Here is a 13,696-nt window from a genome sequence, read left to right as displayed (position 1 = left end):
GGACCATCCTCCCGTTCGCTTGTCCAGGTGCGCAGCTTCCCGTAACGATGAACGTGCCCGATCCCTGCCCCGCCGATGTCCTTGCCGCGGCGGCCCGGCATTGACGAGCGAAAGCGATCGTTCATCAAGCCACAACCCGCTTCCACCTTCGCGTCCACGAATGAGCAATTTCCCGAAACACTGCCCGCAAGGCCGAATTCAACGATCCCATGCTTCATCCGGCAAAGCGCAATTCACAAGGTCGGCCGGTTCATTCGGATAATTTCAATTCTTTAAACTTAGATTCCTTGAATCATTAAACGGCCTGGATGGAATGGCATATCCGGATTTTCGCTTTTTGGCAAGCTCTGCATTACCTGAAACCAGTCATCGACCGGCCCCCATCAAGTCATCTCTGAATTCATGGTGCGCCGCAGCAAAAATAGATATATTCTTCCGTTTTATCACCAACACGACGCACCAAAGTTGTGCTTTCACGACATGTCCTGGAATATCGCGCCGCCGTCTCTTTATGCGCGGCCGAGCTTATCCGCCGGTTTGACTGCAATCAAACAGCCACATTCAACAGGTGATAATGTCTAATTAAGGTTTATGGCAATGATTACAAGCGCACGCACTGGATTCAACAATCATACGCACGACATGTGACTGTGGTTAGCAAGAAGCACCAGAATAACTATTGCCAGTCGGCACGAATTCAATTAACGACAGTAATCACGCCCCACGTCATTCACCATCGAAAACATAATAATCATCAGGATGTATAAGTCGGATGCTGAATAATCTTATGAGGATGCCATGATGCTGAGTGATAAGACCGCTTCCCGGTTAAGGGAAGAATTCTCCCGATTCTCTCCCGAAGGGAGCATGAAGGAGTGTCTCGATGCCCTGTCGGAGGTCATTGCCCGAATACTCTCCGCGAAAGGCTGCAGCATCCTGATCCTGGCCGAGTGCGATCTTTCGCAGACGCCACTCGATAGCGGGCCTCAATTCGGTCCGCTGCCCGAGCTGCTGGCGAATCAGAAACCCGTGATCTATGCAGCGACCGTCAGCGAGACCTCCGCCGCTCCGGAGCGCGCCTATGATGTCCACGGCACGACCGAAAGCATGGTATCCGCGATTGTTTTACAAGGAAAAATCGTTGGAGTCATCCATGCATCACTCTCATTGCAGCCGGGCGGATTCAAAGAAGAAGACCTGCAACTTTTCAGTGTGCTCACACCGCTGGTGACGAAGTCCATTCAGGTGATCCAACTGCAGAATATTCTCAACTCGAGATTTGCCCAATTGGCGATCGCCCAATCCAATGACTCGGCAGTCAAGCAGTTAATGAATGGGATCATGCAAAATCCGAACCAGTTCGCGCGCATGCTGGCCCGCGCTTTCTATCGCGAGATGCTGCATACCGGCCTCAGTGTCAATCAGATCATTTTCGTGGCCACGGAACTGATTTCGGAACTCAGCAACAGCCTGAAGAAACGCAGCGTCAAGCACAAAAAACAAACAGGAGAATTGCCGCTCGCCGCCCCCATGCCAGCGCAAGTCGCACCAGAACAACTCATGCCAGAACATACCGTCAAGCAATGAAAGAGCCGTCCTGTAGAGCCGTGAACCAAGCGCCCATGGAATGACCGGGAGAGAGAAATGCACGTTGGACTGGAACTCGCAAGAATACCGGCCCGGGGTAATATTTCATTATTCCTCGATGACGACACTTTGTATACTGCACCGCAATATAGAAGTGAATTACACATCCTCAGAAAATTATGCAGGACACTGCATCCATCGGATTACGGATGCGTGACGATAAATAATCTGCATTCACTTCCCTTGCAGCGCCGCTTCGAAGTGAATGCGCAGACATTCCCTGGTGCGCCTGCAGTCAAGGCAGGCAACCAGCTGCTGACCTATGGTGAGCTCGACCATCAGGCCGACGAACTCGCACTGTATTTGCAGCGTCGTGGCCTGCACGCGGGGTGCTTCTGTATCGTCAGACTCGAACCTTCGATTGCCGAGGTGCGCGCAATCCTGGCGATCCTGAAAGCCGGGGCAGCTTACGTGAAGTTCGATCCCGGCCTCGGTCCACAGCTCGAAGCAGCGGTGTTCGATGTCCTCGAGCCGCCGTTCCTGTTCGTGCCCGTCACCCAAGCACTGCGCCCGGAGGCCGGCAGGCTGCAGGTGGTGGGTTGCGACGACGGACCGATGGATTTGCCCCATGGCTGGCCGGACGAGGCCAAGGTCGACGCGCGCACGCCGGCGTGCGCGCTGGTGTATCGCGAGCCCGGCGGCGGCGTCTGCATATCAATGCGCACCCATCAATCGTTGGCATTTCCGGTCCGCGTACCTGCCAGATCCCGCCGTTCCACGGGCGGCCGGTCTTCACGCGTCCGCCATGATCCAACGAATTTCTGGCAGGTATTTTCCAAAGGGGCGTTGATGGTCATCCCTCATGCCTGAGCGGGCGGTCAACCGCCTATTTGAAGAGACACCGTGGAGATCCTCATGAATGCGTCAAACGCGGTAAAGACTGAACTACCAACGATTATCGCGCTCAGCCCGCAATTCCGGCTGGCGCCGCAGATTGCCATCGCAGCGAGCCGCGCGGGCGCGCTTGGTATCCTCGACCTCGGCATCAGGACGCCACCTGCCGACATGGCGGCGGCCGTCGCCGAAGTCGCACGCTGGTCGAGTCAGGCGGCGAATTGGGGGCTCCGATTCGACCTGCTCCAGGCCAGGCATGACGTCCTCAACCACCTGGCGGGAGATAGCGGCCTCGAAACACGCGCGCCCGTGCTGCAGTTGGCTGGCGTGCGTTCCGGGGACCTTCGTGCCGCAGCCAGGACCGGGCGCAAAATCGCCCGCGCCGTCCTGCTGGAAGCATGCGATCTTGCCGAGGCCCAGGCGGCACAGGACGCGGGCTTCGACGGGGTGGTCCTCAAAGGCAATGAGGCGGGAGGCCACGTGTGCCGCCGCTCGGCGTTCATGCTGACGCAGGAGTGCGCGGGAAAGCTGGCAATTCCTTACTGGATCCAGGGCGGTATCGGTCCGCACACGGCGGCGGCCGTCATGCTGGCTGGCGCGCGCGGTGTCGTCATCGGCGAACAGCTCTGGCAGACGGCCGAAGCACCCTGCCCGCCCGCGAATATCGCATGGTCGGGGATCGACGGCAGCGAGACTGCGCTGGTCGGCAGCGAAGACACGCCTTATCGCTGCTTCAGCCGGAGTGGACGTGTCCGCCAGCGCGAGATCGAACGCATGGTTGCACAGGGCGAGGAATGGCAGGACGCCCTGTTGAACGGCTTGCTCGACGCCGGGGACCCGATCATCCCGGCGGGGGCCGACATCGGTCTCGCTGAGCCCCTCGGAACGCGCTTCGGTACGGTCGGTCGCATCGTCACCGCGATCCGGGACGCCATCGAAAACCGGCTGCGGCAGGCGAACACCCTGCAGGCACTGCAGCCCGACGGCCCGCTCGCACGATCCCACGGCACGCGCTTTCCGATCGCCCAGGGCCCGATGACGCGCGTGAGCGACGTCGCGCCGTTCGCGAGGGATGTCGCCGCGGCGGGCGCTTTGCCATTCGTCGCTCTCGCGGTGCTGCGCGGTCCCGAGGTCGCCGCCCTCCTGCGCACGACCCGCGAACTGATGGGCACGATGCCCTGGGGCGTGGGCATCCTGGGATTCGTACCGCGCGAGCTACGCGAGGAACAGCTGGCGGTGCTGCGCGAGATCAGGCCGCCGTTCGCGATCATCGCCGGCGGCCGTCCGGGCCAGGCCCGCGAGCTCGAAGAACTCGGCACGGTCACCTATCTGCACGTCCCGTCACCCGGCTTGTTGCGCAGTTTTCTCGGGAGCGGCATGCGGCGCTTCGTGTTCGAAGGCAGCGAATGCGGCGGGCACACGGGCCCGCGCAGCAGCTTCGTGCTGTGGGAACAAGCGGTCGGCATCCTGGCCAGCGCGGACATCAAGGATCCGGAGGCCGTGCACGTCCTGTTTGCCGGCGGCGTCCATGACGCGTTATCGGCGGCAATGGTCGCGCTCATTGCCGCACCACTGAGCGCGCGGGGCATGAAGGTCGGTGTGCTGATGGGTACCGCGTACCTGTTCACCCACGAGATCGTTGCAAGCGGTGCGATCGTCGGGGAATTCCAGCGCCAGGCCATGCAGTGCAAGGAGACCGCGTTGCTGCAGTCGGGCGTCGGTATCTACACCCGCTGCGCCAGGACCGCATTCTGCGACGAATTCGAGGCGCTGCGGCGCCAGCTCGTCCTGGAAAGCAAGTCAGACGAAGACACGCTGATGGCGCTCGAGCTCATGAACATCGGCCGTCTGCGCATCGCCTCGAAAGGCGTCGCGCGCAACGGCGATCCGGATGTGCCTGCAAGCCAGCGCTACATTACCCTCGACGAAGACGCACAACGACGCGACGGACTGTACATGCTGGGCGATGTCGCGCGGCTGCGTGCCGAGACCTGCAGCCTGGCGGAGCTGCACGACGCCGTATCCGGTGCGAGCATGCGGCTCCTGCAGGAACACGTGCCGCGCAGCGAAGACGCCGAGCCCGCGGCAGCCAGCGAACCGATCGCCATCATCGGCATGGCAGCGCATTTTCCCAAGGCACAGGGGCTGCAGGCCTATTGGCACAACATCATGCGCGCACTTGACGCCATGCGGGAAGTGAGTGACGACCGCTGGCCGGCCGCCCAGTTGTTCGAGGCGCGCCGCGGCGTCGCCGACAAAGTGTATTCGAAATGGGGGGGATTCCTGGACGACATGCCATTCGACCCCCAGCGCTACGGTATCGCACCGGCAACGCTCGGTTCGATCGAGCCGGCCCAGCTGCTTACGCTCGAAGTCGCCCGCCAGGCGCTCGAGGATGCACGCCTGGACCAGCGGCCCTTCGCACGCGACCGCACGGCATGCATCGTGGCCGTCGGCGGCATGAACGACCTGGGCACGCTCTACAACCTGCGCACCGTACTGCCGCTGTATCTCGCGCGGGTGGAGTCGCTGTCCCAGGAAACCCGCGATCACATCATCGATACGCTGTTCGACAAGGAGTTGCCGAAGTGGACCGAGGACAGTTTTCCCGGCATTCTCGGCAACGTCATCGCAGGACGGGTGGCCAACCGGCTCGATCTCGGCGGCAGCAACTTCACGGTCGACGCGGCCTGCGCATCCTCGCTCGCCGCGCTCGAAGTCGGTTTCAGGCAGCTGCGCGACGGCCAGGCCGACGTGGCGCTCGTGGCCGGCGTCGATTGCACGAATAGCGCACTGGGGTTCATGTGCTTCGCCCAGACGCACGCATTGTCGCCGCGCGGACGTTCGCGCCCATTCGACGAAAGCGCCGACGGGATCGCAATCAGCGAAGGCGTGGGGGCGATCGTGCTCAAGCGCCTCAGCGATGCCGAGCGTGACGGCGACCGCATCTATGCGCTCATCAACGGCGTCGGCAGCGCGAGCGACGGCCGCCACCGCAGCCTGACCGCCCCGCATCCGCCAGGCCAGGTTGCAGCACTCGAGCGCGCCTACCGGGACGCCGGCGTCGACCCGCACCTCGTTACGCTGATCGAAGCGCACGGCACGGGTACCGCGCTCGGCGACAAGTCGGAAGTCGCCGCGCTCACGACCGTGATGGGTTCGGCGCCGGCGCCCGCGTGTGCGATCGGCTCCGTCAAGTCCATGATCGGACACACCAAGGTCACGGCCGGCATCGCGGGCCTGATCAAGGCCTCCCTCGCGCTCCATCACCGCGTCCTGCCGCCCACGCTTGGCGTAGAGCGGCCAGTGGCGGCGCTCGCTGCACCGGGCTCCTTCCTTTATGTCAACAGCGAACCGCGCCCCTGGCTTCATGCCGGCCGCGCCCACCCGCGCTACTGCGGCGTCAGCGCCTTCGGGTTTGGCGGCACGAATTTCCACGCGGTGTTATCCGAGTACGCCAATGCGTACCGGCCGGCCGACAGGACCAGCCTGCAGCCCCGCAACGTCGAGCTGTTCGCGTTTACCGGCGCCAGCCGCGCCGACATCGAACAAGCGATCAAGGACCTGCTGGAGCAACTGCAGCGCGCGCCTCAAGTCGACCTGGCGCAACTGGCCTTCTCGCTGTACCGCGAGCAGCACGTGCTGCGCCGCGCGAACGGCGGCCAGCCGTGCCGCCTGGTCGTCGTGGCCAGCTCCGTCGACGATCTGCGCCGCAGGCTGGCGCACGCGCTGGCGCAGTTCGATTCGCGGACACCCATCCATCCGGCGAGCGGCCTGCATTACCGCGAGAGCACCGAGGCACCCGGCGGCGTTTGCTTCCTGTTTCCAGGCCAGGGGGCGCAGCGCATCAACATGTTGCGCGATCTCGTCACGGACTTGCCCGCGCTGCACGCCTGTTTCGCCCAGCCGGCAACGAACGATCCCGGCCAGCCCGCCATCGCCGACTATATCTATCCGCGACCGGCGTTCAACGACGCCGACCGCAATGCCCAGCAACAAGCCCTGAACGCCACCGACGTCGCGCAGCCGGCACTCGGGATGGTCAACATGGCCGCGTACGACGTTCTTACCAGTTATGGCTTGCGTCCCGATTTCGTTGCCGGGCACAGCTACGGCGAATATGTCGCGCTCTGCGCGGCCGGCGTGATCACGCGTGAGGCCTTGCTGCACCTGTCGCTCGCCCGCGGTCGCCTCGCGACGAGCGCCCCGGCCGGCGCCATGGCGGCCCTCGACGTGGATGGCGACCGGGCGAACGAGGCCATCGCCCGCTACGGTCTGCAAGTCACGGTGGCCAACCTGAATGCGCCCGACCAGACCATCATCGCCGGTACGCCGGAGTCGATCGAGGCGGCGCTGCCGGTCCTGGTCCAGCAGGGCATGCGCACCAGGCGGATCGCCGTGAGCACGGCATTCCATTGCCCACAGATGGCGGTGGCCGGAGCTGCCCTGGCCGATGAATTGAACTCGGTCGCCTTCGCGCCGCCCCGCGTGCCAGTCTATGCCAACCTGACCGCGGCCCCCTATCCGCCCGAACCCGATCAGATGCGCTCGCTGCTGGCGCGACATATCTCCGAACCGGTCCGCTTCACGGATCAGATCGAGGCAGTGTACGCGGCAGGCGCACATGTGTTCGTCGAGTGCGGGCCGGGCCTGACGCTGACCGGCCTGGTCGGTCGCATCCTTGGCACGCGTCCGCACTGCGTGCTTGCGCTCGACGCCCCGGGAAGGAACGGTTGGGAACAACTCGCACAGCTGCTGGCGCAGGCGGAAGCCAGGGGATTGCCCATCAACCTCGGGCAATGGTTCTCAGGACGAGGACTGGCCGAGCAGGGTCTCGACGAGACATTGGCGCAAGCGCGCCGGCGCCACGAGCACGGCCCGTTGGTCTGGCGCGTGAACGGCGGCCGGGCCGTCCCCTGGTCCGCGCCGCCGCGCCCCGGCACGCCCCCTCCGCAGCCGTCGCCCCCGGCACCGCCTGCGTCCGTACCCGCCGCCCACATGCAGGCGGGCACGCGCCCGGTGCAGGTATCGCAAGACACCGCCACAACTACTCATCGGAGAACGACAATGACCAGCAGAGAACCCCTGCCCACCGATTTATCGGGCGACGCAGCCATGCCAGTGCCAGCATTTCCCGGGTCCTCATCGCACATGGGTGACTTTCACGACACGTTGAAATCTCTGCTCGCATTCCAGACCGAGCAGCAGCACGTCCTCCGCCAGTTCCTCGACCTGCAGGCACAGCTGGCCGGCATCGGTCCGCGCCTCGTGGCGCCGCCGCTGGTGCTGCCGGTCGGGTCGACGCGGCCAGTCAATCCCGTGCCTGAACCGCGCCCCCAGGCCACCGTGGCCAGCCTTGCGACAGCGCCAGCGAGCGCCGCGCCGTCCCCCATTCATATCGGCAAGCCCGCGCAGGCGCCCATCCTGCCCGAACTGCCAGCCGCGGTCCCGCTGGCCGCTTCTTCCGCTCCCATGACAGCGCGGTCGGCGGCGCCCCACGGCAGTCCTCGGGAAGCCAGGCCGGCATCGACCGCCGAATTCTCGGCGGAGCTGTTGAAAGCGGTGTCGGAACGGACCGGCTACCCCGTCGACATGCTCGACATGGACGCGCACATGGAGGCGGACCTCGGCATCGATTCGATCAAGCGCATCGAGATCTTCAGCAATCTGTCGCAACGCCACAGCCTCGTCGGCGATCGCGACGAAGAAAAGCTGATCGAGGAGCTGTCGGGTTTCAAGACCTTGCGTGAAGTCGTGGCGTGGTACGAGCGCCTGCTTGCGCCCGAAGCGGAATCCACAGTAGCGGAGAGCCCGGCAAAAAAAGCGCCGGCTCCACTTTCGTCGCCGGATGAGGAAGTGGAGTCGCGTGATGCACCGGCAGAGTCCGACCCCGTGCTCAGCTATGTCGTCCAGGCATGCGACGCACCGCTGGACGCGGACGCGACGATCGCCTGGCCGGGCGGCGTCCCCATTGTCCTGGTCAGCAAGGTCTCGCCCCTCGCGATCGCGTTGCGCGAGCGGCTCGAGGAACAAGGCTGCCAGGTTCGTCACGTCGTGCCCGGCGCATTCACGCGGGCCGTCGACGCGTCGCGCCTCGAGGTCGACCTTTCCTCGCTCGACGCCGTGACGCCGCTTGCCGAACTGCTGCGGGTGGACGAGACGCCGCCCGGGGCCCTGATCAACCTGATGGGCGCCGACGAGGGTGGCTCGACGTGGGACCACAGGAACGATGCGCTGGCACTGTTCATGCTCCTGAAAGTGCTGGGCCCCGCCCTGCGGCGCAGTGCCGACGCCGGCGCCGGCCGATTGATCAACGTGACATCGTTCGACGGCCGCTTCGGCCTCGCTGGCGGCGCGCATACCGCGGTCGGCAGCGCCGGGACGCTGGGCGTCGTGAAGTCGGCCGCCCGGGAATGGGCCAACGTCCGGGTGAAATGCATCGATGCCGCACCGGCGCTCGATCCGGCGGAGCTCGCCGCCCGGATCACGCGCGAGATGTTCAGTTCGAATCCCGACATCGAGGTGGGGTTCGACGAGGACGGGCGCTACCGCATCGATCTCGTTCCGCGCGCACGCGAGCATGACAATCTCGGGGAATTCGCCCTCGAACCCGGTTCCGTGGTCCTCGTGACCGGCGGCGCCTACGGGATTACCGCGAACCTTGCGCGCATGCTGGCGGATAAATATCACCCGCACCTCGTCCTTGTCGGCCGCAGTCCGTTGCCGGGCGACGAGGACGAGCTGACACGCGACGTGACGGATCTGCAGGCGTTGCGGCACCTGCTGACGGAACGGTTCCAGTCACGGCATCAAAAGGTCAGGCCGGCGGCGGTCGAAGCCGAACTCAAGCAGCTCCTGAAGGAACGCGAGATGGCGGCCAACCTCGCGGCCTTCCGCAACAGCGGCTGCACGGTGGAATACCACTGCCTGGATGTGCGGGACAACGAGGCGTTCAACGCGTTGCTCGACGAGATCTACCGGCGCCTGGGCAGGATCGACGGCGTCATCCACGGTGCGGGTGTGATCAGCGACAAACTGATACTCAACAAGTCCGTGGACACCTTCGACTCGGTGTTCGATACGAAAGTCGTGCCCGCGCTGACGCTTGCGGCACGGCTGGACCTTGCCGCCCTGCGCTTCATCGTCTTCCTGTCCTCGGTCGCCGGTCGGTTCGGGAACATCGGCCAGGCCGACTACAGTGCCGCGAACGAGGTATTGAACAAGCTGGCGGACCAGCTCAGCCATGCCTGGCCCCACCTGCACGCGCTTTCCATCAACTGGGGGCCGTGGGATGCGGGCATGGTCAACGACGATCTGCGCCGGCTGTATGCATCGCGTTCGATCCAGCCGATCGCCCCTGCAACCGGGCAGCGCCATTTCCTGGATGAGCTCGAGCACGGCCCCCGTCGCCAGCCCGAAATCGTGATTACGTCCAGCATCGGCCAGATCGCGACCCTGCGGCTGACGAACTAGCGGAGCATGCAATGGACAACTACGACTATCCAGTTCTGGTTAATTTCACCCCGGTCAGGGTCGCCACGCCGGTGCCTCAACGGCTTGCCCTGGAGGTGTCCGCATATGCCATGGCACGCAGCTATTGCAAGCTGCATGGCATCACCACCCGGCAGGGCAAGCAACAGGCCGTGGCCGACATGCAGGGCAAGTTCGAACAGTATGCGGTGCCGCCTGCCGTGATCAGGCAGCGGCAACTCGTCTTTTTCCCGAAACTGGCCGACATCCGCATCATGGATGGCGACATGTTCCTGGCCGATCCCGAGCACGCGCACCTGCGACTCTTCGCCGGCCCGGAGGATACCAAAGGCGCGGACCTGAAAACCCGGCACCAGTATTACGGGAAGATCGTCGGCGACTGCCTCGGCGAGATGTATGGCGACGCCGCGGTTGCGCCGGATGACCTGATTCACGTGACCTCCACGGGCTATCTTGCGCCGAGCCCGCTGGAGCGCCTGGTCGTGGAAAAAAAATGGTTTTCCACGTGCGTATCGCATTGCTATCACGTGGACAGCCATGGCGCTTTCTCCGCGATAAAGATGGCGCATGGCTTCCTCGCATCGGGGCAGAATGGCACGGCGTCGCCCAGGCAGCGCGTGGATATCGTGCATACCGAACTGCTGTCCGGCCACCACGACATCGAGGAGTTCAGCGCCGCGAACATTGCCGCGATGTCGCTGTACGCCGACGGTTTCATCAACTATTCGCTGTGCACCCCATCGCATGCACGCGACTACGCATTGCCGGGGCTGCGCGTCATAGCGTTCAACGAACGCCTGCTGCCCGATTCCGCGGACGCCATGACCCTGGTCCCGGGCCCGTACCGGTTCCGGACAACGACGTCGGACATGGTGGAGGTCGTCATCAGGCGCCACGTGTACGCGTTCGTCGACGACCTGCTGGGCCGGATCGGCATCGATTTCGAGCAGGCCAAGCCAGCCCTGGTATTCGCGATCCACCCGGGCGGACCGACGATCATCGAACGCATCCAGGATGAACTCGGGCTACTGGACGACCAGGTCGCCGTCGGCAAGGCGGTCCTGCGCGAGAACGGAAACATGTCGTCGGCCACGATTCCCCACATCCTGAAAGGCATCGTTGACGAACCCGGCATTGCGCCCGGCACGCGCGTCGTCTGCCTCGGTTACGGCCCGGGACTCACCCTCGGCGGACTGGTACTGGAGAAGATCTGATGGCACCCACCAATCATTACCTGGTCTCGGGCAGCGCGCCGCTCGTGGGCCGGGCGTTCGAGGCAGCGGCACACCAGGCGCGCGCCGACGATACCGGGACTGCGGCGCCCCGGCAACCGGCGCCGGTGCTGCCGTTCGTCGACCGGATCCTCGACTACCAGGCCGGCGCCAGCATCACGGTAGCGCGCCGGCTGGCGCTCGACACGGACCTGTTCCTGGCGGACCATAACTTCGTCCATGCCCCGGGGGTCAAGCCACTCCGCGAATGCTATCCCGTAGTGCCCATGACGGGCAGCCTGGAACTGATGGCCGAGGCGGCCGCATGCCTTACCCCCGGCTATGGCCTGCTCGGCTTCGAAAACGTCACGGCCCGGCGCTGGATCGCGGTGTCGGACAACGGCGAACTCGAGTTGACGGTCAAGGGCCAGGTCGAGCATGGGCACGAGCACGCCGATTACAAACGCATTGCGGTGGAAGTGCTGGCCGGGCCCGCGCACGAGAGCATGATCGCTTCCACGGTATTGCTCGGCACGCGTTATTCGGCCCCGCCGCCGGCGCAATCGATCCTCCCGCCGACCGGCACCACGGTCGACGCCGGTCAACTGTATGCGGACCGCCACCTGTTCCATGGACCGCGGTTCCAGTGCCTGCACGGACCGCTGCACATCGGCCCCGACGGGTTGCATGGGCAATTGCGGGTCAGGCCCACGCAGGACTGGTTCACCTTCTCGGACCAACCGCAACTGCTGTGCGACCCGGGACTGCTGGACACCATCGGCCAGCTCATTGCCGTCTGGAGCATGCAGGACGGCAGCTCCGCCTTCCCTGTCGGTCTGGGGCGGCTCGACTTCCATGGCCCGACGCCGGCCGCAGGCAGCATCCTGCCCGTCACGATCAGGATCACGGGACGCCAGCTGAAGATGATCAGCGCGGACGTCGAGATCGGCGACGGCGCGGGCGGCGCCTGGCTCCGCGTCGCCGGCTGGCGGTCCTGGCAATTCAAATGGGCGCCGGAACTCGTGGCCCTGCAACGCCACCCGAGCCGGTGCCTGCTCAGCGAGACCCGGTCGCTGGCCGGCCCCGATCGCGACATCGGTTACCAATGGCTGGCGGCGCAGACCATCGCCGGTTTCGACCTCGCCCTGCTGGCACGTCACTACCTGCGGGCCGAGGAAATGATCGAGTTCGACGCGAAGGCCCACTACCCGCAGCGTCAGCTCGAATGGCTCCTTGGGCGCGTCGCGGCCAAGGACGCGGCGCGCGCCTGGCGCGCACGCACGGCCAACGCGGACCTGGACCTGCATCCCGCGGCGTTCGCCATCCGCAACGATCCGCATGGCCAGCCCGTCGTCGCCTCCTGGCCGGCCCCGACGCCCGTCCCGCGCATCAGTATCGCGCACAGCCATGGGGTCGCGGTTGCCATCGCCGCCGGCGCACCGGTCGGCATCGATATCGAGCGCGTCGCCGAGCACGATGCGCACTGGCTGGCGAGTTTCACGACCGAAGGCGAGCGGCGGCAACTGGCGGCATACGGCGCCCCGGAGCGAGCCGCCTGGATCACCCGCCTGTGGTGTGCCAAGGAGGCGTTCGGCAAGCGCCTTGGCCTCGGCCTCCATCGTCCGGCCCGGGATGTCGAAGCGTGCGCATGGGCGGACGACCACGGCCTGCGCATGCGCCACGTACCAGACGGCGCGTGCGCCGATGTCAGGACGCTGCGTGACGGCGACTTCATCGTGGCGATCGACAGTCCCGTGCACACGCACGACAACAAGGAGCAATCATGACCGTCAGCGCTGTTCCGGCACTCATCGAGATGCGGAATGTACACAAGCAGTACGAGCTTGGAGAGAACCGCATCGACGCACTCAAGGCGATCAACGTCTCGATCGTCCCCGGGGAATTCGTGGCCGTCTGGGGTCCCTCCGGATCGGGAAAATCCACGTTCTGCAATCTGTGCGGCCTGCTGGATACGCCCAGTTCGGGGAGCGTGCTGTTCCAGGGCCAGGACGCGGCAGCATTGTCGGACGATCATTGCAGCGCGTTGCGCAACCGCGCCATCGGCTTCGTGTTCCAGAGCTTCAATCTGATCCCGGTACTCTCGGCCCTGGAGAACGTCATGCTGCCGCTTCAGGTCGGACAGGCGACAGCACGCGAAGCGCGGAATATCGCGCTGAAACGGCTCACCGACATGGGCCTGGAGCACCATCTGGCCCATCGCCCGGCCAAGCTCTCAGGCGGCCAGCAGCAACGGGTCGCCATCGCCCGGGCACTGGTCGGCGCGCCGATGCTCGTGGTTGCCGACGAGCCGACCGCCAACCTCGACTCCGACAATGCGCTCAAGGTCATCGCATTGATGCGCTCGATCAGCCATACCGAGGGAACGGCGTTCGTGTTCTCGACCCACGACCAGCGCCTGCTGGAGCGGGTCGACCGGCAGATCGTCCTGCATGACGGCATGGTGCAGGACGACCGCAGGAACCACATTACCTCCTTTGCCAACCGAGGTTAAT

5 protein-coding genes and 1 pseudogene are annotated in these 13,696 nt (G+C 64.7%); all 6 read left to right on the top strand.

Annotated elements, in window-relative coordinates:
• The first annotated feature begins 798 nt into the window (after window positions 1-798).
• The 6 genes and pseudogenes from ACL58G_RS17095 to ACL58G_RS17070 all read left to right on the top strand — a co-directional run bounded on the left by ACL58G_RS17095 (window position 799) and on the right by ACL58G_RS17070 (window position 13,695).
• Window positions 799-1,587 carry a GAF domain-containing protein gene (locus ACL58G_RS17095; protein WP_440962548.1) on the top strand — a complete coding sequence of 263 codons (789 nt, stop codon included), beginning with the start codon at window positions 799-801 and terminating at the stop codon, window positions 1,585-1,587.
• Between the two features lie 57 nt (window positions 1,588-1,644).
• Window positions 1,645-2,166, top strand: a pseudogene (locus ACL58G_RS17090) (AMP-binding protein); the annotation flags it as partial.
• Window positions 2,167-2,490: 324 nt separating this feature from the next.
• Complete coding sequence (locus ACL58G_RS17085) at window positions 2,491-9,954, top strand: SDR family NAD(P)-dependent oxidoreductase (RefSeq protein WP_440962547.1); 7,464 nt, start codon at window positions 2,491-2,493, stop codon at window positions 9,952-9,954.
• An 11-nt stretch (window positions 9,955-9,965) separates the two neighbouring features.
• Complete coding sequence (locus ACL58G_RS17080; RefSeq protein ID WP_440962546.1) at window positions 9,966-11,186, top strand: 3-oxoacyl-[acyl-carrier-protein] synthase III C-terminal domain-containing protein; 1,221 nt, start codon at window positions 9,966-9,968, stop codon at window positions 11,184-11,186.
• Complete coding sequence (locus tag ACL58G_RS17075; protein WP_440962545.1) at window positions 11,186-12,970, top strand: 4'-phosphopantetheinyl transferase superfamily protein; 1,785 nt, start codon at window positions 11,186-11,188, stop codon at window positions 12,968-12,970. The genes ACL58G_RS17080 and ACL58G_RS17075 overlap by 1 nt, the downstream gene beginning before the upstream one ends.
• Window positions 12,967-13,695 (top strand): ABC transporter ATP-binding protein, encoded by a 729-nt coding sequence (locus ACL58G_RS17070; RefSeq protein ID WP_413385612.1) that lies wholly within the window; start codon window positions 12,967-12,969, stop codon window positions 13,693-13,695. The genes ACL58G_RS17075 and ACL58G_RS17070 overlap by 4 nt, the downstream gene beginning before the upstream one ends.
• Window position 13,696 lies beyond the last annotated feature (1 nt).

The sequence above is a fragment of the Massilia sp. GER05 genome (assembly GCF_052056005.1).
GTDB classification, from domain to species: domain Bacteria; phylum Pseudomonadota; class Gammaproteobacteria; order Burkholderiales; family Burkholderiaceae_D; genus Telluria; species Telluria orientalis.
Note: the sequence above shows the minus strand (reverse complement) of the source record. Positions and strands in the feature narration are given on the sequence as shown.

Coding starts and splice junctions, on each gene's coding strand:
- ACL58G_RS17075 (WP_440962545.1), top strand. CDS start 11,186: ATGGCACCCACCAATCATTACCTGGTCTCGGGCAGCGCGCCGCTCGTG.
- ACL58G_RS17080 (WP_440962546.1), top strand. CDS start 9,966: ATGGACAACTACGACTATCCAGTTCTGGTTAATTTCACCCCGGTCAGG.
- ACL58G_RS17070 (WP_413385612.1), top strand. CDS start 12,967: ATGACCGTCAGCGCTGTTCCGGCACTCATCGAGATGCGGAATGTACAC.
- ACL58G_RS17095 (WP_440962548.1), top strand. CDS start 799: ATGATGCTGAGTGATAAGACCGCTTCCCGGTTAAGGGAAGAATTCTCC.